Below are 19,996 nucleotides of genomic sequence, written 5' to 3' on the forward strand. Positions count from 1 at the left end.
CCCGCGCGGGTGCTTTTCGCGTGATCGCAACCTGGCATCCCCCGGCCCGGAACGGCACTGCGCCTGCGGAGGAATTGCTGGTCAGCTTCGACCGCAATCGCGCAGTGCGGGTGCTGGTGTGCCCGGCGTGGTTCGACGAAGCCAACAAGCTGCGGCGCTTTACCGTCGAAGTGATGCGCCGGCTGGATGCGGCGGGGATCGACAGCCTGCTGCCCGACCTTCCCGGCTGCAACGAAAGCCTTGTGCCGCTAGTAAATCAGACACTTGACGGTTGGTCTTCAGCCATGATGGCAGCCGCCGAGGCGCTGCGGGCGACCCACGTTCTGGCGATCCGTGCTGGGGCGCTAGTGGCACCCTCGGGCCTGCCGGGGTGGCACTGTGCGCCGCAATCGGGCCCGAAGCTGCTACGCGGCATGATCCGTGCGCGCATCATCGCCGCACGCGAAGCCGGTCTGGCCGAGACGAGCGAAGGTCTGATGGCGACGGGACGCAACAGCGGGCTCGTGCTCGGCGGATGGCACATCGGCGCGGATCTGTTCCGCGCGCTCGAAAGCGCCGAGCCGGTTCTCGCCCCCGGCCAGTCGGCCGTTGACCAGAGCGCGCTCGGCGGCCCCGGCCTGTGGCTCCGCGCCGAGCCTGACGAGGATGCCGGGCAGGCCGACCGGCTGGCCGCGCTGATTGCCGAAAGTGTCGGGATGTCAGCGGCATGACGCGGCTTTCTCTGACCTTCGGCTGCGGCAGCCTCACGCTGGTCGGCACGCTCGACACCGCTCCGGCAAGCACCGGCCTGCTGATCGTGAGCGGCGGCAACGAGATCCGCAGCGGCGCTTTCGGCGGACAGGCTGAGCTTGCAGCGCGGATCGCCCGCGCAGGCTTCCCGGTGTTCCGCTTCGACCGCCGCGGGATCGGCGACAGCGAGGGCGAGAATCGCGGCTTTCGCAATTCCACCAGAGACATAGCCGCCGCTCTTGATGCTTTCCGGGCGATGGTGCCGCAGCTTTCGCGGGTGATCGCTTTCGGGAATTGCGACGCGGCTTCGGCGCTGATGCTGGCAGGCGGCGCGGGGTGCGATGGGTTAATACTGTCCAACCCCTGGACGATCGAGCCGGGCGAAGGCGCAGCGGCGGACGACACCCCGCCCCCTTCGGCCCTGCGCGCGCGGTATCGCGAAAAGCTCGGCAATCCGCGCGAGATCCTGCGTCTCGTCAGCGGCGGGGTGAATCTCGCCAAGCTGGGACGCGGCATCGTCCACGCGCTACGCCCGCCGCCGCCACCGTCCAGTCTGGCGCAGGAGATGGCCGCGGGCCTTGCGGGCTTTTCCGGCCCGGTGCGCATCCTGATCGCCACCGCCGACCGCACCGCGCAGGTGTTCGAGGAGGGCTGGGACGCGGCCGACCCGCGCATTGGCCGCTGTGAAGGCGCGGGCCATGCCTACGTCGAGCCGCAGCACCGTGACTGGCTGGAAGCGCAAATTCTTGCGAGCTTGCGCGCCTAACGTTCGAAATAGCTGGTCAATTCCACATGGGTTGACCAGCGGAACTGGCCAACGGGTCGCAGCTTTTTCAGCCGGAACCCGGCCTCGACCAGCACCGCCGCATCGCGCGCCCAGCTTGAGGGGTTGCAGCTGACATAAACCACCCGCCCCACCGTGCTGCGCGCGATTTCGGCGATCTGCGCGCGGGCGCCGGCGCGCGGGGGATCGAGCAGCACAGCATCGAAGCGGTTCAACTCCTCCGGCTGCAAGGGCGCGCGGAACAGGTCGCGGTGCAGCGCCAGCACCTGCCCGCCGCTCATCGCTCCAGCGGTCTTGCAGGCGAGATGCGCCGCCCGCTCGGCCTCGACCGCGAACACCTTGCGCCCGCTCTCGGCGCGCAGGCCAAACGCAAATGTGCCAAGCCCGGCAAACAGATCGGCAACAAGCCGTGCGCCCGCCAGCCATTGCGCCGCATCGGCCACCATTCTGCTTTCCGCATCGGCGGTGGCTTGCAGGAAGGCCCCCGGCGGCAGGCTGACCGGCACGCCGCCCAGCGTCACCGTCACCGGCTCTGGCTCCCACACGGTCTCGGCACCGTAGCCCTGATCGAAGGTAAGCCGCGCAAGCCCCTGTTCGCGCGCGAAATCGAGCGCGGCCTCGGTCGGCCCCAGCCCTTCGAGCGGGAAGTGCGAAAAGCCCGCCTCGACCCCCTGGTCGGCCAGTGTCAGGTCGATCCCGACCATCGCCTTGGGCCCATGCGCTGCGACGAAAACGCGCAGCGGCGCGGTCAACGCGGCCAGCGCGGTATGCAGCACCGGGCACTCGGCCAGATCCACCACCCGGTGCGATCCGCCCTCGCGATAGCCCAGCACCGCGGCGCGCGCCGTGCGGAGGCCGTGAAGCCCCGCGCGGCGGCGGCTATGCGGCGGCGAGAGGTGGACCGGCAGCACCTCTTCCGCCGCGATCCCCTGCCCGCTCGCGGCATTCAGCACGCGGTCGCGGACGAAATCGGTCAGCGCCGCATCGTCGGCGTGTTGCAACTGGCAGCCGCCGCAGACCGCGAAATGGCGGCAGGCTGGCGCGACATGATGCGGCCCCGGCGTTATCGCGCCGGCCTCGTCCACCAGATCGCCCGGCACGCCGCCTGCGACATGGCGGCCAGAGGCGGTCACGCCGTCACCCTTTGCGGCGATGCGGATGATGGGGTCTGCGCTGGTCACAGTGAGGCCGCTAGCGCCTCTGACACGGCCTGCGCAAGCTCTTCGGGGGTGAAGGCCGGGCCGCACAGGCGCGCGGCCTCGCCGTGCGACCACACCGCCTCGCAGGCGGCGGTGAAGGGGTCGCGCCCGGTCGCCATCCGGCTGACGGCGATGCCGGCGAGCACATCGCCCGTACCCGCCATCGACAGCCAGCTCGGCGCAGGCGGCGCGAGCGCGAGGCGACCGTCGGGTGCGGCGATCACGGTGTCGGGCCCCTTGGCGCAGATCACCATGCCGCTCGCCCGTGCGAGAGCCTGCGCACGGTTGCGACGCCCCTCGGCCACCACGTTGAAGGTGCGGCAGAGGGTTTCGAGCTCGCCGTCATGCGGGGTTGCGAGCGTGGGCGCCTTGCGTTCGCAAATTTCGCTGCCGAGCAGGCGCAGCCCTTCGGCATCGATCACCAGCGGGTGCTCGCTCGCCACTGTCTGCGCGAGCCGGGTGCGCGCGGCATTGTCGGTGCCGAGCCCCGGCCCGATCAGCACCGCGCCGATCCGTTTGTCACCAAGCGCCTCGGGCAGCGCCTCCCCTGTCGCCGGGATGCTGGCGGGGAGATTAGCCGGGCAGGTCTCGGCGAAAAGTTTCACATAGCCCGCCCCGCCGCGCTGCGCCGCGAGGCTGGCGAGCACGCTCGCGCCGGGCATCGCGCCCGCAATGATCGCGCAGAGCCCGCGGGTGTATTTGTGCGCATCGGGCGCGGGCGGCGCGAGCCGAGGCCGGCCGATCAGCTGCGCGGCGCCCTCCACCGCCGCGATCCCGATCGGCACGAGCCGCATCTGCCCCATCAATGCACGGCCCGGCAGGCTCCAATGCGCGAACTTCCACGCGCCGAGCGCCAGCGTGAGGTCGAAATGCGGGAGGCGCTCGTTCAGCACCGCGCCACTGTCGCTGGCGATGCCCGAGGGCACGTCGATCGCCACCCGATAGCGGTGCCGCGCCGCCAGATCGCGCAGCAGCAGCGCGTGCTCAGCGGAGAGCGGCCGGGTGAGGCCCGATCCGAACAGGCAATCGACAACGACATCCCCACGCGCGCCGCCCGCTGTGCCAACCGGGCCGTTCCAGCGCCGCCTGGCTTCCTTCGCCGCATCGGTCGCGGGAGCGAGCGGGGCTATGACCGTCACGGCATTGCCCGCCTCGCGTAAAAGCCGAGCGATAACATAGCCATCACCGCCATTGTTGCCGGGGCCGCACAGCACTGTCACCGCCCTGCCGGCAGCGATACGGCGGATCCACTCGGCCGCCCCGCCCGCGGCGGTCTCCATCAGCGCCGAGACGCTCACCCCCGCATCGAACAGCGACTGTTCGGCGGCGCGCATTTGGGCGGCGGTGAGAACCTGCGCGGCGGTCACTGCACGGGGTCGGGCCCGCTACCGCCCTCTTTCAGCAGAGTGATTGGGAACCTGTATTCTTCGCCTTCGAGCGCAATAAGATACAAACCATCGCCTTGCCATCGTTCTTCAATGATCACCTCCGCACCATCAGCGAGCCTGAGCCCCAGATCTCCAGGCTCCTCGATCCGAACGAAGCGCCTGAAGCTGCCTCCGGGGTGATGAATTACGAAACTATCGTTTGAGACGCGCTCGAGGACACAATCGGGCGATAGTTCGGTACCTTCTCCGATGGCGCATTCGATGGTGTCCCCCGGCGGCGGCGGGCTGTCTGCCGCGCTGCAGCCCGCCAGCATCGCCGCAAGGCCGATCGCGCTAGATATCCGCAAAGACATGGGTTTCATCCTTGGCGCCGGGATGGGTGAGCGCGCCGTAGCGTGCCTTGCCCACCGTCTGACTATAACGCCACAGCGCGCCCGACTGGTAATCATGCGCCCGCGGGGCCCAGGCCTTGCGACGCTCGGCGAGCACGTCCTCGGCCACGTGGAGATCGATGGTGCCCGCCTCAGCATCGATGGAGATGATATCGCCATCCTCGACCAGCGCGATCGGGCCGCCGTCCGCCGCCTCGGGGCCGACATGGCCGATGCAAAAGCCGCGTGTCGCGCCCGAGAATCGCCCGTCGGTGATCAGCGCGACCTTCTCGCCCATGCCCTGCCCGTAGAGCGCGGCGGTGGTGGAGAGCATCTCGCGCATGCCGGGGCCGCCCTTGGGCCCTTCGTAGCGGATCACGATCACCGCACCTTCCCTGATCTGGCGCGCCTCGACCGCGGCGAAGCAATCCTCCTCGCAATCGAACACCTGCGCGGGGCCGGTGAATTCGAGCCGCGCCATCCCGGCGACCTTCACGATCGCCCCGTCGGGCGCGAGGCTGCCCTTGAGGCCGACCACGCCGCCCGTGGGGCTGAGCGGGGTCTTCACGTCGTAGATCACCTTCTGATCGGGGTTCCAGGTGACCTGATCGATGTTCTCGCCCAAGGTCTTGCCGGTCACGGTCATGCAATCGCCGTGGAGCAGGCCGTTTTCGAGCATCGTCTTCATCAGCATGTAGACCCCGCCCGCGTCATACATGTCCTTGGCGACATAGCGCCCGCCGGGTTGCAGATCGGCGATGTAGGGGGTGGTCTTGAAGATTTCGGCGACGTCGAACAGGTCGAATTCAATTCCCGCCTCGCTCGCCATCGCGGGGAGGTGCAGGCCGGCATTGGTCGAACCGCCCGTCGCCGCGACCACCCGAGCTGCGTTTTCAAAGGCTTCACGGGTGCAGATGTCACGCGGCCTGAGGTTCTGTGCCAACAGCTCCATCACCTGCTTGCCCGCCGCGGTCGCGATCTCGGCGCGGTTCTGGTAGGGCGCGGGGACCATGTTGCTGTTAGGCAGCGACAGCCCGATCGCCTCGCCCACGCAGGCCATGGTGTTGGCAGTGTACTGCCCCCCGCACGCCCCGTGCCCGGGACAGGCGACCTTTTCAAGCGCGATCAGATCCTTGAGCGGGCAATTCCCCGCCGCATATTGCCCGACCGCCTCGAACACGTCCTTCACGGTCACGTCCTTGCCGTCATAGGTCCCCGGCAGGATCGAGCCGCCATAGACGAAGATCGAAGGCACGTTCAGCCGCAGCATCGCCATCATCATGCCCGGCAGGCTCTTGTCACATCCCGCAAAGCCCACCAGCGCGTCATAACAGTGCCCGCGCATCGAGAGTTCGATGGAATCGGCAATCACCTCGCGGCTGATCAGCGAGGACTTCATCCCCTGGTGGCCCATCGCGATGCCATCGGTCACGGTGATGGTGTTGAACCGGCGCGGGGTGCCGCCGCCTGCGATCACGCCCTCGCGGCAGACGTCGGCCTGCGCGTTGAGGGTGGTGTTGCAGGGCGCAGAGTCGTTGCCCGCGCTGACCACGCCCACGAAGGGGGCGGCGATCTCTTCCTCGGTCATCCCCATCGCGTAGTAGTAGGAGCGGTGCGGCGCGCGCTCAGGGCCGACCGAGACGTGGCGGCTGGGGAGCTTCGACTTGTCAAACTTCTGCGACATAAGATTTCCCGTAGACAGCGATTTGCGACATGCCCTTGCCGTCAGGCGAGCGCCAACGCAACCCTTTGCGCAACATCCGCCAATAGCGCGGCCCAGCGCGCGTGGTCGGCGGGGGTCTGCGTGAGATCCTGCCGCAGCTCGACGCCGAGATAGGGGCGGCCCTCGGCCTCTGCATGGCGGTTCATGGTGTAGTTGAGATCGCGCCCCGAATAGGGGAGGTTGTCGCCGACATTCAGCCCCTCGGCTTCGAGCAGCGGAATGGCGATCCGCGCGGCGCGGTCATCGGTGTTGTAGAGCACGCCGACCTGCCACGGGCGCGCTTCCTCGCGGCTGGCGAGCTGGGGTGTGAAGGAGTGGAGCGAGAGGATCAGCGCCGGTTCGCTGGCGGCCAGCCACTCGGCCAGCGCGGTGTGATAGGGGCGGTGGAAGCGGTTCAGCCGCGCTTCCCTGTCCGCGCCGACATTGCCGGGGATCGGATGCCCGTCGCTCGCCTCGGGGACGAGGCCGGGGGCGTCCTCCTCGCGGTTGAAGTCGCAGACGAGGCGGCTGACCGCGGCGATGTGAGCGGGGATGGCGTGTGCTTTCGCCAGCAGCTCGGCGATGTCCTCGGTGCCGATGTCGAGGGCGATGTGATCGTGGAGCAATCGCGCGGGGACACTGAGGTCGATGTCGGCGGGAGCGGCGTTCGAGGCGTGGTCGGCGACGCAAACGATGCCGCCGGGCACGGGTGTGCCGATCTGGCGGTAGGGGGCGGTCAAAGCCCCACCTCCGTTCGCCCTGAGCTTGTCGGCAGCGAAGCTGTTCCGCAGGAACAACGGCCGTTCTTCACTTCGGCCGCAGAAAAGAAACAGTGCGGTGCTTCGACAAGCTCAGCACGAACGGGTTCAGAATTAAGCATTCTCACCGCAGCCGCCCCGCCATGGTCCACCAGCCCTTCGGCATCGCCGCCGCCGCCGCATCGCGGGCCTCGGGGGTGTCATAGAGCGCAAAGCAGGTGGCGCCCGAGCCGGACATGCGGGCGAGCCACGGGTTTGTGGCGGCCAGCGCCGCCAGCACCTCGGCGATCACCGGGCACAGCGAAATGGCCGGGGCTTCGAGGTCGTTGCGCCCTTCCCTCGCGATCTTCGACGCGGGGCCTTGCGGCAGGACGCCGCGATCCGCGCCGTCCCACGCCTTGAACACCGGGCCGGTCGAAAGCGGCACGCGCGGGTTGACCAGCAGGACGGGGGTTCCGGCGAGGTTGTCCTCGACCGCAAGCTGCTCGGTGCCGGTGCCGAGGCCGATATGGGTGCGGCTGAGGACGCAGGCGGGCACATCCGCGCCGAGCTTCGCCGCGCGCGCCTGCCAGTCGTCAGGCAGCCCGTGGAGCGCCTCGACGATCCGAAACACCGCCCCCGCATCCGCCGACCCGCCGCCAAGGCCAGCCGCGACGGGGAGGTTCTTCTCCAGCGTCACCGCGAGGCCTTGCGGGCGCGGTAGGGCGTTCAGGGCGCGGGCGACGAGGTTGTCGAAGGGATTGTCCAGCACCCCCGCAAACTCGCCGAGCGTGGTGACGCTATCCTGCGCGGCAGGCGCCGCGCTGAGCACATCGCCCGCATCGACGAAGGCGAACAGGGTCTCAAGCTCATGATACCCGTCCTCCCGCCGCCTGCGGACATGCAGCGCGAGGTTGATCTTGGCGTAGGCGGTTTCGCGCATCACGTGTTCCGGTCGATCCGTTGGCCGACTGTCCACTCGGCCACATCCCAATCATAAACCGCGCCGGTCGCCGCCTCGACCGCATACCAGCCAAGCAGCACGCTCCCGCAGCCTTCCGGATCGCGGCAATAGGCGTTGACGCGCAGCAGATAGTAGCCGGGGTTATTGTCATCTTTGCCGCCGTCGCAGCTTGCCATCTGCTCTGCGCGGTAGGTCTTGTTGGCAGCGAGCACGGACATGACGCGCACGCACGCCTGATCGTCGGAGGTGACAGCTTTCTCCGCATCGACCGGCGCGCAACCAACGAGCGACGCCGCGACAAGGAGCGCGAGGTTGATCTTGGCGTAGGCGGTTTCGGTGAAAATGGCGTGGCCCTAGCGGTAGAAATTGCACTCGATGCTCTCGAATTCCCCGAGCGTCGGTTTGTAAATGATCGTGATATAGTTGCAGTGGCCGCCAAATTGCATCGGTAGATCTTCAGTTTGCGCATGCCAACGCGAGGATCCCACCGGCGCGAATTGCGACATGATCTCAGCTATCCTGCGATTCTCTGCCTCGATATGGGCGTCCGAGCATGTTTCCCATTGAATGTTCGGACGGTCAGCTCCATTTTCCTGAATGAACCGCCCGCACTTCATGCCCTTTTCATAGGGCGGACGCGGACGCCAGTAGACTGCCATCACAGCGCCATCAGACAGTTTCACGTAATTGCGTGAGTATTCCGAAAGCGGTTTCGCGCCCTCGGGCAAGACGATGACGGACTCGATATGGTTGCTGATCGTGAGTTGCTCGGGGCTTCCCTGTGCGGCGACGGGAGCCGCAACCAAAGCGGCGAGGACTATGGCCGCGCCCGATACGACTGCCTGCCCGATCCTCGCCCTCATGCTCAGCCCTCCCTCACATATTCGGATAGTTCGGCCCGCCGCCGCCTTCCGGCGTCACCCAGTTGATGTTCTGGTTGGGGTCCTTGATGTCGCAGGTCTTGCAGTGGACGCAGTTCTGCGAGTTGATCTGAAACTTGGGCTCGCCGGATTTCTCGTCGACCAGCCATTCGTATACCCCCGCCGGGCAGTAGCGCGCCGAGGGGCCGCCGTAGACCGCCAGCTCGCTTTCCTTCTGCAATTCGAGGTCCTTCACCTGCAGGTGGCAGGGCTGGTCTTCGGCGTGGTTGGTGTAGCTGTATGCGACGTTGGTGAGGCGGTCGAAGGTGATAACGCCGTCGGGCTTGGGATAGTCGATCTTCGGATAGAGATCGGCGCGGCCCGTTTGCTCATAGTCGCGGTGGTGCTTCATGCTGATCGGCAGGCCGATCTTGAGGGTGCGCATCCACATGTCGATGCCCGCCAGCACCGTGCCGATATCCCCGCCGAATTTGGCAACCGCAGGCTCGGCATTCTGGACGACCTTGAGCTCGTCGGCGATCCAGCTGGAGCGGACGGCCGCGTCATATTCCATCAGCTCGGTCTTCTCGTTACCCGCCGCGATCGCCGCCGCGATGCTCTCGGCCGCCAGCATCCCGCTCTTCATCGCGGTGTGGCTGCCCTTGATGCGCGGCACGTTGACGAAGCCCGCCGCGCAGCCAATCAGCGCGCCGCCGGGGAAGGCGAGCTTGGGCACGGACTGCCAGCCGCCTTCGTTGATCGCGCGCGCGCCGTAGGACACACGCTTGCCGCCTTCGAGATATTCGCGGATCGCCGGGTGGTTCTTCCAGCGCTGGAATTCCTGATAGGGCGAGACCCAGGGGTTCTTGTAATCGAGCGCGGTGACGAAGCCCAATGCCACCTGACCGTTCGCCTGATGGTAGAGGAAGCCCCCGCCCCAGCTTTCGCTTTCGGTCAGCGGCCAGCCCTGCGTATGGATCACGCGGCCCGGCTTGTGCTTCTTGGGGTCGATGTCCCACAATTCCTTGATGCCGAGGCCGTAGACCTGCGGCTGGCAGTTCGCTTCGAGGTCGAAGCGCTTTTTCAGCTGCTTGGTAAGGTTGCCGCGCGCGCCCTCGGCGAAGAGGGTGTATTTGGCGTGGATCTCCATGCCGGGCTGATAGTCGCCCTTGTGGCTGCCATCGGCGGCGATGCCCATGTCCTGCGTGATGACACCGGCGACCGCGCCGCTTTCATCGAACATCACTTCAGCGGCGGGGAAGCCGGGGAACACCATCACCCCCAGCCCCTCGGCCTGTTCGGCCAGCCAGCGCGCAAGATTGCCGAGGCTGCCGGTGTAGCAGCCCTTGTTGCTCATCAGCGGCGGCATGATCGCGTGCGGCATCGAGGTCTTGCCGGTCTTCGACAGCACCCAGTGCCAGTTGTCGGTGACCGGGGTCTGCGCCATCGGGCAGCCCATGTCGCGCCATTCGGGGAAGAGTTCGTCGAGCGACTTCGGATCGACCACCGCGCCCGAGAGGATGTGCGCGCCGATTTCCGAACCTTTTTCGAGCACGATCACTTCAAGCTCGGCGTTGATCTGCTTGAGCTTGATGGCAGCGGCCAGACCCGCCACCCCGCCACCGACGATCACGACATCGCAGGGCATTGATTCACGTTCGACCATCGGGCTTTCCTGATCCTTGCAAGGTTTGGGCGCGCTCGCCGCACATTCCGGCGAATTGGCTATGGCTTGCACTTGCTAACTGGGGTTCCCCCCGTCAAGACCCCGCATTGTTAGCATGACCCGTCCCGAGCTCTCCCTGGCACGTGAATTCGAAGCGGCGCTCGCCTGGTGGCGGGACGCGGGGGTGGACTGCGACTTTGTCGATGACGCTACGGCGTGGTTGGCCGATGCCGCCCCGCTAGAGCGCGATGCAGCGAGTGCAGGACGGCCTTCCGCAGACGGAGCGCGCACCGCGCCGCCCGGCGCTATCGCTGCATCCGCCGCGGCCACCGCGCCTGCCGCTGCCGCCAGCCCTGCCACACCGCGCCGCGATCTGCTGGGCGATTCGCCGCCGCAAAGCCTCGCCGCCTTCCACGATTGGTGGCTCACCGCCCCCGCACTCGAAACCGCGCGTGCCTTCCCCCGGATCGCGCCGCGCGGCGGCCCCGAACCGGCGTTGATGGTGCTAGTGCCTCAGCCCGAGGAGGCCGACCGCGACATCCTGCTGAGCGGGCCGCAGGGGCGGCTGCTCGCCAATATCCTCGCCGCGATGGGGCTGGCGGAGGACGCGGTCTATATCGCCGCTGCCCTCCCCAGCCACACGCCGATGGCCGATCTGGCGACGATCGCCGCGAGCGGGATGGATGCGGTCACCGCGCACCACATTGCTTTGGTGAAGCCGGCCCGGCTGATCGCCTTTGGCACCGGCCTTGCGCCGATGCTGTCCGGGCACAGCGAACAGCCTTTACGTGAAATCAACTATACCGGGGGCAAGGTCCCGGTGCTGTCGAGCGAAACGCTCGATTCCCTGATGGACATGCCCCGGCTCAAGGCCCGGTTCTGGCGGAGATGGATGGAATGGTCGGCCACACACTGAAGCGCCCCGGCGTGGCGCTGGCGGCAATGGTGCTGGCGGCGGTCGGCCTCCATGCGCCTGCCGCCGCGCAATCGGGCGATCTGGTCGCGCGCTGGAACGGCGCGACTCCGGCCGATGGCGCGGTGGGCCCAGTGCTCACCCCCGATGAGCGTGCCACCTATCGCCAGCTCTTCGCCGCGATCGATGCCGAGCAGTGGGACGTGGTCGAAAGCCTCATCGCCCAGCGCCGCGACGGCGTGCTGACGCAGGCTGCGCTGGCTGAGTATTATACCCACGCCAAGAGCCCCAAGGTTTCGCCCGAGCAGATCACCGCTTGGTTTGCCGCCGGAACCGATCTGCCGCAAGCCGAACAGCTGGCGAAGATGGGGGCCAAACGCGGCGTGACCGCCCTGCCCGCCCTGCCTGCCGCACAAGGCATGGCGCGCCAGCCCTATGCCCCCAAGCGCATCCTGCCGCGCAGCGTCACCGACGGGACCATGCCTGGCGAAACCGCCAGCGCGATCCTCGCCGCGATTAAAGGCGACAATCCCGCCGAAGCCCAGCGCCTGCTGGCCGAGGTCGATCCTCTGCTCTCCAGCGATGCCCGCGCCGAGTGGCGCCAACGGGTGTCGTGGAGCCACTATATCGAGAACAATGACACCGCCGCGCTCGAACTCGCGCGCACCACTGCCGAGGGCAGCGGGCCGTGGGTGGCCGAGGGCGCGTGGGTCGAAGGGCTTTCGGCCTGGCGGCTGGGCCATTGCTCGCTTGCCGCCGACGCCTTCGTCAGGGCGGCCGGCAGCGCCGAGAATGTCGAACTGGCCGCCGCGGGCCATTACTGGGCGCATCGCGCGCTGGTGCGATGCCGCGAGCCCGGTCAGGCACAGCAACACCTCAGCGCCGCCGCGCAATACGACGAGACGCTCTACGGGATGCTCGCCGCCGATCAGCTCGGGGTGGAGCTGCCCGCCCATGCCGCGCCGCAGCCCTTCAGCAAGGATGACTGGGCCGAGCTTGCCCAGCGCCCCAATGTCCGCGTCGCCGTGGCGCTGACCGAGATCGGGCGGCCCGGCTTGGCCGATGAAGTGCTGCGTCACGAAGCGCGGATTGGCCCCGCCTATCAATATGCCGCGCTCGCCCGGCTGGCACGCGAGCTTGGCATGCCATCGACCCAGCTGTTCATGGCGCACAACGCTCCTTACGGCACCAGCAGCGATCCCAGCTTGCGCTTTCCGGTCGCGCATTGGCAGCCGGTGGGCGGCTGGCAGGTCGATCCGGCGCTAGCCTTTGCTCATGCCTTGCAGGAGTCCAATTTCCGCGCCAGCGCCGTCAGCCCGGCCAATGCGCGCGGCCTCATGCAGATCATGCCGGGCACCGCGCGTGACCACTCGGGTCGCCTCAGCCTCGGCGCTTCGTACGAGGATCTGAACGACCCGCAGGTCAACCTCGCCTATGGCCAGCGCCATCTCGAGATGCTGCGCGACAGCCCCGCGACCGGCGGCATGCTGCCCAAGATCATGGCCGCCTACAACGCGGGCCTCACCCCCGTCGGGCGCTGGAACTACGAGATCAACGACCAGAACGATCCACTGCTGTGGATGGAGTCGATCCCCTATTGGGAAACGCGCGGCTATGTCGCGATCGTGATGCGCAATTACTGGATGTACGAGCGCGCCGCCGGGGTGCCCTCGCCCAGCCGCCGCGCGCTGGCGCAAGGGCGCTGGCCGGAATTCCCGCGCGCTGCTACCACCCGCTCGGCCAGACTGGAGCCGTAAGCGGGAGAGACGCAGCGTGGCGATTGACGAAAGCCGGACCTTCAAGCCGATCAACATCGCCGTCCTGACCGTTTCGGACACACGCACGCCGGAGACCGATACCTCGGGTGATATCCTCGCAGGGCGTGTGACGGGCGCGGGTCACCATCTGGCGGCACGGATGATCGTCAGGGACGACGCGGCGCTGCTCGCCGCGCAGTTCGAGGCGTGGATCGAGGATCCGGCAATCGATGCCGTGGTCAGCACCGGCGGCACCGGCCTCACCGGACGCGATGTGACGCCCGAGGCGCTCGCCATGATCGCAGACGCGCGCGACATCCCCGGCTTCGGCGAGCTGTTCCGCTGGCTCAGCCTCAAGACCATCGGCACCAGCACCATCCAGTCGCGCGCCTGCGCCGTCGTGGCGCGCGGCACCTATATCTTTGCACTGCCCGGATCGAACGGCGCGGTGAAGGACGGGTGGGACGGCATCCTCGCCGAGCAACTCGACAGCCGCAACCGGCCCTGCAACTTCGTCGAACTGATGCCGCGATTGAAAGAGGTTTGAGCGTTCAGAGGAATACCGCTCCTTCCGGGTCGATCACAGCGGCGCATATGCGAAAATCTTCTAGCTGCGCTTCGGAAAACGGGCGTTTCAAGAGATATAGCGGTCGCTTCTTGTCTTGGCCGTAGAGCTTGATGAATGTGCTGGTCTCGATCACTCGATGAAACGTTGACCATTCCAGCCTGATGCTGCCGCCTTGTCCTTTTAGCTCCAGTCCCCGCAAGTCCCACGACAGCAGAGCTGACGATCCGACCTCGCTCCCTTCGTCCACCAGCGCACGCGCCTTCTTCGTATAACACCAGTAGTCCCTGACGTAAAAAAGCATTGGGCTTAGCGAAACCACGTAGAACATCGGGTAGGTATAAAAGCGCGGGTCGAACACGTGAAACTGCCAGACAAAGAAGGCATATAAGGGTAACCCTACCAAAAGCAGATTGCGGAGATCGAACGCATCCTCGGCAAAGGTGCTCCTTGCCAAGGCCAATCCCTCTTCTGGGAGCCAGTTATAGCTAATCTGCCTTTCCATATCTAAGACGATGGCACAGAACACTTTAAACCCATGTTAAAAGGGTAATTTTTCCATGCGTTGCGTAGGCCTCAAGGTAAGGCCCGATTGCCCTTTTGCCTCTCCAAGACCCCTATCATACCCCACTCACCTCCCAATTTCTGCTTGGCAACCCCGCCTTTGTTCCGTAAATGTTCCACGTGAAACATTCGGGCGTAAAAGGACGTGGCGCACAATCCGGGGCGGTCTCCGCCCGCTTCGGGCTGGCGGAGCGCGAGGTGGATGGCGACTGGCGCGACCATGTCGAAACGCTTGATGGCCCGCCGGTCAAGCTGCGCACCAACGTCACAGAGGAGCGGCCCAAGTCGATCCTCACCTTCAACCAGTCGCCCGATGTGCCCTTCGACCGCTCGATCAACGCCTATCGCGGCTGCGAGCATGGTTGCGTCTATTGCTTCGCGCGGCCCACCCACGCCTATCACGACCTCTCACCCGGCCTCGATTTCGAGACCAAGCTCTTCGCCAAGCCCGAGGCGGCGGCGCTGCTGCGCAAGACCCTTGCGAAGAAGGGCTATACGCCCCGGCCCATCGCGCTCGGCACCAATACCGATCCCTATCAGCCGATCGAGCGCAGCTACCGCATCACCCGCCAGATTCTCGAAGTCTGCCTTGAGACGCGCCACCCTGTCACCATCACCACCAAGTCAGACCGGGTGATCGACGATGCCGACCTCTTGGCGGAACTGGCGCGCGCCGATCTGGTGGCGGTGTCGATTTCGGTGACTAGCCTCGACCCGGTGCTTTCCGCCAGGCTCGAACCGCGCTGCGCTGCCCCGGCCAAGCGGCTTGCGGCTTTGGGGCGGTTGGTTGAGCTCGGAGTGCCGGTGCATTGCTCGCTCTCGCCCGTCATCCCCGCGATCACCGACGAATTCCTCGAAGGCATCGTCGCCCGCGTGGCGGAGCTGGGGGTCAAGAGCGTCGGCTGGATTCCGCTCCGCCTCCCCCACGAAGTCGCCCCACTGTTCCGCGAATGGCTCGCTGTCCACTACCCCGATCGCGCGGGCAAGGTGATGAGCATTGTCAGGAAGATGCGGGGTGGGCGCGACAATGATCCGAACTTCCACAGCCGCATGAACCCGCAAGGCGTATGGGCCGATCTGATCCGCGCGCGCTTTCGCGTCGCGTGCCGGAAGGCGGGGATCGAAAAGGCGCGCATCGTGCTCGACACCTCGCAATTCCGCCCGCCGGAAAGCGATAGGCAGATGCGCCTTCTTTGATTATGTCCGCTGACGGACACGTCTTCACTCAGGGGGAAATTATCATGCGTAGGATGGGAATTCTGGCCGCGGCGGCGCTCGCCACGGGCGGGCTGGCAAGCGCGGCGCAGGCACAGGGCAGCGAGACGATTCAAGTCTTCACCCGCGCCGATCTCGAACGCGCGCTGACCAATCTCAACGCGACCTTCGAGAAGCAGGAAGAATACCGCAATATCGACATCACCTTCGAAGACTCGATCCTCGCCGACGCCCTGTTGCTCGCCTGCGAGGACGAGGAGACGGAGAAGAACTGCTACGGCACCTCGATCCTCGCCACCTTCGAAAATCCCGAAGGCGCCACCCGCGAGACCATTCTCAAGGCGATCAACACCTATAATTACAACGAGAATTTCGGCCGCGCCTATCTCGACGATGAAGACACGATCTCGGTGCGGTTCTACATCATTTCGGACGGCGGGATCACGCGCGAGAATTACGAGACGCAGATCAGCCTGTGGACGAGCTCGCTGAACAACTTCTTCGGCTACCTCTACCCCGAGGCTGCGACCGAAGGTGAAGCTGAAGCCGCCACCGATTCGTGATGGGCTGAGCGGGGTGCGGCAACCCGCGCCCCGCTATCAGCCAAACCCCCCGCCCGCCTCGCCCGGCGCAAACCGCATCAACCGGCTGTCGATCAGTGCGGCGGTGCGGTTCACCACCGCCTGCTGATACTCCGCGTCCTTGATCATCGCGAAGAACGCGCCCGCATCGGGGTATTGCGCGATGAAGCCGTCGTGCCAGTCCTTGTCGCCCGGCCCGGTCACCATCGTCTCGAACCGCCCGCGCCACACAATGCTGCCGCCGACGCGCTGGAAGATCGGGCCGCTGGTCTTGCCATATTCCTCATAGGCGCGCCGGCCGCTCCAGCCCTTGCCCGCGTGTTCGTGCCCCCCGGGATATTCGGCCAGATCGCGGTAGCGCAGAAGGTTGAGCATGTGGATCGGCCTGTCGCGCGGCAGGTCCTTGAAGGCGGCAAAATTCTCCGGCGATGGATCGATGTAGAACTCAGCCATTTTACCATCCCTCTCCCGTCAGGTCGCATTGCATGTAGACCGTATCGAGCTTGCGCCCGAACTTGAAGCCGACATTGCGCATCCGCCCCGCATGGACGAAGCCCAGCTTGCGGTGCAGCGCGACCGAGGCCGGCTCGCCCCCGCCAATCACCGCGATCATCTGCTCGAACCCGCATTCGCGCGCCGCCGCGATCAGGTCACCGAGAAGCCGGGCGCCGATACCCTGCCCCCGCGCAGTATCGGCGATGTAGATGGAGTTCTCGCAGGTGCGGGCATAGGCAGCGCGCGGACGGAACTGGGTGGCGTAGGCATAGCCGAGCACCACCTCGCCCTGTTCCGCGACCAGGAAGGGCCAGCCCTGCGCCGCCACCTCGGCGATCTTCACCGCCCATTCGCCCACGCTCGGCCCCGCGCTGTCGAAGGACGCGGTGCCGTGCGCGACATGGTAATCGTAGATTGCGCAAACGGCCTGCGCGTCATCGGCACGCGCAGGCCGGATCGCAACGTCAGCCAAGCGTGTAGTCCGCAAAGCGATCGCGCAGGTCTTTCTTGCTGATCTTGCCGGTGGCGGTGTGCGGGATGTCGTCGACGAATTCGACCGCATCGGGCAGCCACCACTTGGCGATCTGCGGCTTCAGGTGTTCGATTACGTCGTCGGCGCTGACCTCGACCCCCGCCTTCTTCACTACGAACAGCACCGGGCGCTCGTCCCACTTGGGGTGGGTGATGCCGATGCAGGCCGCCTCGGCCACGCCCGGATGCCCACAGGCGGCGTTTTCCAGCTCGACCGAGCTGATCCACTCGCCGCCCGACTTGATCACGTCCTTGGTGCGATCGGTCAGTTGCAGCGTGCCGTCAGGGTGGAGGATGCCGACATCGCCGGTGTCGAACCAGCCATCATTGCCGACCGCGTCAGTTTCCGCCTTGAAGTAGCGCTTGATGATCCACGGCCCCCGGATCTGGAGCGCGCCGCTGGTCTTCCCGTCGCGCGGCAGTTCGGTCGCCATGTCGTCGAGATCGACCGTGCGCAGCTGCACGCCGAAGATCGGGCGGCCCTGCATCGCGGTCTTCTCGATCTTCTGTTCGAGCGTGAGGGTATCCCAATCCCAGGTCGGCCCGCCGACCGTGCCGATGGGGGAGGTCTCGGTCATCCCCCAAGCGTGCTGGACGCGGGTGCCGTTCTTCATCAGCCGCTCGATCATGAATTTCGGCGCCGCCGAGCCGCCGATCGTGGCCGCTTTCAGCGGTGGCAGGTCGAGGCCCTCGCGGTCGCAATACTGGAAATGCGCCAGCCACACCGTCGGCACGCCCGCCGAATCGGTCACGCCCTCGCGCAGCATCAGATCATGCAGCACCGCCGGGTCGTTGACAGCCGAGAACACGAATTTGATCCCCGCCATCGCGCCCGCATAGGGCAGGCCCCAGCTCGCCGCGTGGAACATCGGCACAACGGGCAGCATCACCGAGGCGCTCGAGAAGTTGAACGCCGCCGATTGCAGCCCCGCCATCGCGTGCAGGATGGTCGAGCGGTGTTCGTATTGCACGCCCTTGGGATTGCCGGTGGTGCCGCTGGTGTAGCAGATCATGCAGGGGTCGGTTTCCGGCCCGGTGACCCATTCGAAATCGCCATCTTCCGCGCCGATCCAGTCCTCGAAGGCCGGAGCGTAGTCGCCCGAATCATAGCAGATATAGTGTTCGACCGTGGGCCAGCGGCTCTTCATCCGGTCGACGATCGGCTGGAACGCCGCGTCATAGCACAGCACCCGGTCTTCGGCGTGGGTGACGATATATTCGAGCTGATCGTCAAACAGGCGCGGGTTCACCGTGTGGAGCACCCCGCCCATCCCCGCCACGCCATACCAGCTGACGAGGTGGCGTGAGTGGTTCATGGCGAGGCTCGCCACCTTGTCGCCGGGCTTCAGGCCAAGCCGCTGGAGCGCCTGCGCCATCTTCAGCGCATCGCGGCGGATGCCGGCCCAGTCGGTGCGGGTCTCGCTGCCATCGGCCCAGCGGCTGACGATCTCGCGCCCGCCCGCCTCGCGCGCCGCGTGATCGATCACCGCGGTGACCCGCATCGTCCAGTCCTGCATAGCTCCAAGCCTTGATCCGGCCATTGTCTCTTGTCTCCCATCAGCGAGCGTCGCGGCGCGCTCTTCGTGTTCTAGGGCCTAACAGTGCCCGTGAAAGCAGCCAATCGCAATCATCTCGTCGCCTCTGCAACACAATCTGTCGCAGGCATGAAACATTGTCATCGGGATCGCCTTGTTCCCTGCACATCAACCACAGGCGCCAATGATTGGCGAATTGCGCGTCCGGCTACCGGAACGGCAACCTTTTGCAGGAACACACAACATGAAGTCGACATCTCTCCTTCTAGCCACCGCGGCCATGACCATCGCCGCACCGGCCTTTGCGCGTGAAGGCCAGCCCTATATCGGCATCAACGGCGGCGTGATCCTTGAAGATCAGGTCGATGTCGATACCGTCACGGACCCGGCCATCAACCTGGCCTTTGCCGACACCAAGACCGGCGTCGATGCGGACATCGTGTTCGGTTACGACTTCGGCGCTTTTCGTCTCGAAGCGGAAGGCGGTTACAAGCAGGCGGGCTACGACGGCCTGACCGTGCTGAACTCCGCCATCCTTCCCGACGGGCTCACCGTCCCTTCGGGCACGGTCGTCCAGAACCAGCGCGATCTCAAGATTTACAGCGGCATGATCAATGCGCTGGTCGAATTCGGCAACGACGACGGCTTCCAGGTCTTCGGCGGCGGCGGCGTCGGTATCGCCAACATCGATCTCCCGGTGCAGGTCGCCGGTGTCGGCACGGTGGTCGACGACAGCTCGACCGATTTCGCCTGGCAGCTGCTGGCCGGTGCCCGCGTCGCGCTGAGCGACAATGTCGATCTCGGCGTGAAGTATCGCTATTTCGTCGCCAACAATTTCGGCTTCCAGGCGGCGAACGGCGCCCGGTTTGAAACCGACTTCGATTCGCACTCGGTGCTCGCCAGCCTGACCTACAACTTCGGTGGCCGTCAGGAGCCTGCGCCCGCTCCGGCCCCCGCACCGGCTCCGGCCTACACCCCGCCGCCGCCGCCGGTGGTTGCCGCACCCCCGCCGCCGCCGGCCCCGGTTTGCAACTCGGGTCCGTTCATCGTGTTCTTCGACTTTGACCAGTCGGACATCACCCCGGCGGCCGCGAACATTCTCAACAGCGCCGCGACCGCCTATGCCAATTGCGGCACGGCGCGCGTGATGCTGGCGGGTCACACCGACACAGCCGGTAACGCCGCCTACAACGTGGGCCTGGCCGAGCGTCGCAACGCCTCGGTCAGCTCCTACCTCGCGAGCCGCGGTGTCCCCGCCGGGCGCATCAGCAGCGAAGCTTTCGGCGAAACCATGCCGAAGGTTCCGACCGCCGACGGTGTGCGCGAGGCCCAGAACCGCCGCGTGGAAGTGACCTACGGCCCGGGTTCGGGCATGTAAGCCACAGGTTCCAAGGAACACGAAGAAAGGGGCCGGAGCAATCCGGCCCCTTTTTTGTGCCC

21 protein-coding genes are annotated in these 19,996 nt (G+C 66.2%); 8 read left to right on the plus strand and 13 right to left on the minus strand.

Annotation, left to right across the window (positions count from 1 at the left end; all coding sequences use genetic code 11):
• The first annotated feature begins 20 nt into the window (after positions 1-20).
• Together BZF59_RS07790 and BZF59_RS07795 are read left to right on the plus strand one after the other, a co-directional pair.
• A complete protein-coding gene (locus BZF59_RS07790) occupies positions 21-710 on the plus strand; it encodes an alpha/beta hydrolase family protein (RefSeq protein WP_086607682.1) in 690 nt (229 codons plus the stop codon).
• Entirely contained in the window at positions 707-1,495 is a 789-nt protein-coding gene (locus tag BZF59_RS07795) for a hydrolase 1, exosortase A system-associated (protein WP_086607683.1), read from the plus strand. The genes BZF59_RS07790 and BZF59_RS07795 overlap by 4 nt, the downstream gene beginning before the upstream one ends.
• Here the strand turns inward: BZF59_RS07795 and BZF59_RS07800 are convergent.
• The 9 genes from BZF59_RS07800 to BZF59_RS07840 all read right to left on the minus strand — a co-directional run bounded on the left by BZF59_RS07800 (position 1,492) and on the right by BZF59_RS07840 (position 10,400).
• Positions 1,492-2,694, minus strand: coding sequence for a class I SAM-dependent RNA methyltransferase (locus BZF59_RS07800; protein WP_086607684.1), 1,203 nt, complete (start codon positions 2,692-2,694; stop codon positions 1,492-1,494). The genes BZF59_RS07795 and BZF59_RS07800 overlap by 4 nt on opposite strands.
• Positions 2,691-4,079 carry an NAD(P)H-hydrate dehydratase gene (locus BZF59_RS07805; RefSeq protein ID WP_086607685.1) on the minus strand — a complete coding sequence of 463 codons (1,389 nt, stop codon included), beginning with the start codon at positions 4,077-4,079 and terminating at the stop codon, positions 2,691-2,693. Before BZF59_RS07805 ends, BZF59_RS07800 begins: the two co-directional genes overlap by 4 nt.
• A complete protein-coding gene (locus tag BZF59_RS07810; protein WP_143738125.1) occupies positions 4,076-4,462 on the minus strand; it encodes a hypothetical protein in 387 nt (128 codons plus the stop codon). Before BZF59_RS07810 ends, BZF59_RS07805 begins: the two co-directional genes overlap by 4 nt.
• Positions 4,434-6,155, minus strand: a complete 1,722-nt coding sequence (gene ilvD / locus BZF59_RS07815; RefSeq protein WP_086607687.1) for a dihydroxy-acid dehydratase — start codon at positions 6,153-6,155, stop codon at positions 4,434-4,436. Before ilvD ends, BZF59_RS07810 begins: the two co-directional genes overlap by 29 nt.
• A 41-nt stretch (positions 6,156-6,196) precedes the next feature.
• Positions 6,197-6,913, minus strand: a complete 717-nt coding sequence (locus BZF59_RS07820; protein ID WP_086607839.1) for an N-formylglutamate amidohydrolase — start codon at positions 6,911-6,913, stop codon at positions 6,197-6,199.
• 142 nt (positions 6,914-7,055) lie between these two features.
• Positions 7,056-7,853 (minus strand): 4-(cytidine 5'-diphospho)-2-C-methyl-D-erythritol kinase, encoded by a 798-nt coding sequence (locus BZF59_RS07825; protein WP_086607688.1) that lies wholly within the window; start codon positions 7,851-7,853, stop codon positions 7,056-7,058.
• Positions 7,853-8,092, minus strand: a complete 240-nt coding sequence (locus BZF59_RS07830; protein ID WP_086607689.1) for a hypothetical protein — start codon at positions 8,090-8,092, stop codon at positions 7,853-7,855. Before BZF59_RS07830 ends, BZF59_RS07825 begins: the two co-directional genes overlap by 1 nt.
• A gap of 135 nt (positions 8,093-8,227) precedes the next feature.
• Complete coding sequence (locus BZF59_RS07835; protein WP_086607690.1) at positions 8,228-8,737, minus strand: hypothetical protein; 510 nt, start codon at positions 8,735-8,737, stop codon at positions 8,228-8,230.
• A 13-nt stretch (positions 8,738-8,750) separates the two neighbouring features.
• A complete protein-coding gene (locus BZF59_RS07840; RefSeq protein WP_086607691.1) occupies positions 8,751-10,400 on the minus strand; it encodes an electron transfer flavoprotein-ubiquinone oxidoreductase in 1,650 nt (549 codons plus the stop codon).
• Between the two features lie 115 nt (positions 10,401-10,515).
• Here BZF59_RS07840 and BZF59_RS07845 point away from each other — a divergent pair, with 115 nt between their 5' ends.
• From BZF59_RS07845 to moaB, 3 genes are read left to right on the plus strand one after another with little or no spacing between them, the layout of a single operon-like run.
• Positions 10,516-11,316, plus strand: coding sequence for a uracil-DNA glycosylase family protein (locus BZF59_RS07845; RefSeq protein WP_086607692.1), 801 nt, complete (start codon positions 10,516-10,518; stop codon positions 11,314-11,316).
• A complete protein-coding gene (locus BZF59_RS07850) occupies positions 11,298-13,070 on the plus strand; it encodes a lytic transglycosylase domain-containing protein (protein ID WP_245806065.1) in 1,773 nt (590 codons plus the stop codon). Before BZF59_RS07845 ends, BZF59_RS07850 begins: the two co-directional genes overlap by 19 nt.
• 16 nt (positions 13,071-13,086) lie before the next feature.
• Positions 13,087-13,617, plus strand: a complete 531-nt coding sequence (gene moaB, locus BZF59_RS07855; protein WP_086607693.1) for a molybdenum cofactor biosynthesis protein B — start codon at positions 13,087-13,089, stop codon at positions 13,615-13,617.
• 4 nt (positions 13,618-13,621) lie between these two features.
• Here the strand turns inward: moaB and BZF59_RS07860 are convergent, their stop codons facing one another.
• Positions 13,622-14,164: a YcxB family protein gene (locus BZF59_RS07860; RefSeq protein ID WP_086607694.1), complete on the minus strand. Its 543-nt coding sequence runs from the start codon at positions 14,162-14,164 to the stop codon at positions 13,622-13,624.
• Between the two features lie 146 nt (positions 14,165-14,310).
• Here BZF59_RS07860 and BZF59_RS07865 point away from each other — a divergent pair, with 146 nt between their 5' ends.
• A complete protein-coding gene (locus tag BZF59_RS07865; RefSeq protein WP_086607695.1) occupies positions 14,311-15,396 on the plus strand; it encodes a PA0069 family radical SAM protein in 1,086 nt (361 codons plus the stop codon).
• A gap of 44 nt (positions 15,397-15,440) precedes the next feature.
• Complete coding sequence (locus tag BZF59_RS07870) at positions 15,441-15,977, plus strand: YbjN domain-containing protein (RefSeq protein WP_158094289.1); 537 nt, start codon at positions 15,441-15,443, stop codon at positions 15,975-15,977.
• Positions 15,978-16,013: 36 nt separating this feature from the next.
• Here the strand turns inward: BZF59_RS07870 and BZF59_RS07875 are convergent, their stop codons facing one another.
• The 3 genes from BZF59_RS07875 to BZF59_RS07885 are packed head-to-tail and all read right to left on the minus strand — an operon-like array spanning position 16,014 to position 18,538.
• Entirely contained in the window at positions 16,014-16,448 is a 435-nt protein-coding gene (locus BZF59_RS07875; protein WP_086607697.1) for a DUF1330 domain-containing protein, read from the minus strand.
• A 1-nt stretch (position 16,449) separates the two neighbouring features.
• Positions 16,450-16,962, minus strand: coding sequence for a GNAT family N-acetyltransferase (locus tag BZF59_RS07880; protein ID WP_245806066.1), 513 nt, complete (start codon positions 16,960-16,962; stop codon positions 16,450-16,452).
• Entirely contained in the window at positions 16,955-18,538 is a 1,584-nt protein-coding gene (locus BZF59_RS07885) for a long-chain fatty acid--CoA ligase (protein ID WP_211277372.1), read from the minus strand. Before BZF59_RS07885 ends, BZF59_RS07880 begins: the two co-directional genes overlap by 8 nt.
• Positions 18,539-18,800: 262 nt before the next feature.
• On the opposite strand from BZF59_RS07885, the gene BZF59_RS07890 reads away from it, so the two are divergent.
• Positions 18,801-19,934, plus strand: a complete 1,134-nt coding sequence (locus tag BZF59_RS07890; protein WP_086607700.1) for an OmpA family protein — start codon at positions 18,801-18,803, stop codon at positions 19,932-19,934.
• Positions 19,935-19,996: the final 62 nt, after the last annotated feature.

Source organism: Erythrobacter donghaensis (genome assembly GCF_002155425.1).
GTDB lineage: Bacteria > Pseudomonadota > Alphaproteobacteria > Sphingomonadales > Sphingomonadaceae > Erythrobacter > Erythrobacter donghaensis.

Bases quoted from the DNA above. Each gene is read 5' to 3' on its own strand.
- BZF59_RS07795 (WP_086607683.1), top strand. From the start codon at position 707: ATGACGCGGCTTTCTCTGACCTTCGGCTGCGGCAGCCTCACGCTGGTC.
- BZF59_RS07810 (WP_143738125.1), bottom strand. From the start codon at position 4,462: ATGAAACCCATGTCTTTGCGGATATCTAGCGCGATCGGCCTTGCGGCG.
- ilvD (WP_086607687.1), bottom strand. From the start codon at position 6,155: ATGTCGCAGAAGTTTGACAAGTCGAAGCTCCCCAGCCGCCACGTCTCG.
- BZF59_RS07825 (WP_086607688.1), bottom strand. From the start codon at position 7,853: ATGCGCGAAACCGCCTACGCCAAGATCAACCTCGCGCTGCATGTCCGC.
- BZF59_RS07830 (WP_086607689.1), bottom strand. From the start codon at position 8,092: ATGTCCGTGCTCGCTGCCAACAAGACCTACCGCGCAGAGCAGATGGCA.
- BZF59_RS07835 (WP_086607690.1), bottom strand. From the start codon at position 8,737: ATGAGGGCGAGGATCGGGCAGGCAGTCGTATCGGGCGCGGCCATAGTC.
- BZF59_RS07840 (WP_086607691.1), bottom strand. From the start codon at position 10,400: ATGGTCGAACGTGAATCAATGCCCTGCGATGTCGTGATCGTCGGTGGC.
- BZF59_RS07845 (WP_086607692.1), top strand. From the start codon at position 10,516: ATGACCCGTCCCGAGCTCTCCCTGGCACGTGAATTCGAAGCGGCGCTC.
- BZF59_RS07850 (WP_245806065.1), top strand. From the start codon at position 11,298: ATGGTCGGCCACACACTGAAGCGCCCCGGCGTGGCGCTGGCGGCAATG.
- BZF59_RS07865 (WP_086607695.1), top strand. From the start codon at position 14,311: ATGTTCCACGTGAAACATTCGGGCGTAAAAGGACGTGGCGCACAATCC.
- BZF59_RS07870 (WP_158094289.1), top strand. From the start codon at position 15,441: ATGCGTAGGATGGGAATTCTGGCCGCGGCGGCGCTCGCCACGGGCGGG.
- BZF59_RS07875 (WP_086607697.1), bottom strand. From the start codon at position 16,448: ATGGCTGAGTTCTACATCGATCCATCGCCGGAGAATTTTGCCGCCTTC.
- BZF59_RS07885 (WP_211277372.1), bottom strand. From the start codon at position 18,538: ATGCAGGACTGGACGATGCGGGTCACCGCGGTGATCGATCACGCGGCG.
- BZF59_RS07890 (WP_086607700.1), top strand. From the start codon at position 18,801: ATGAAGTCGACATCTCTCCTTCTAGCCACCGCGGCCATGACCATCGCC.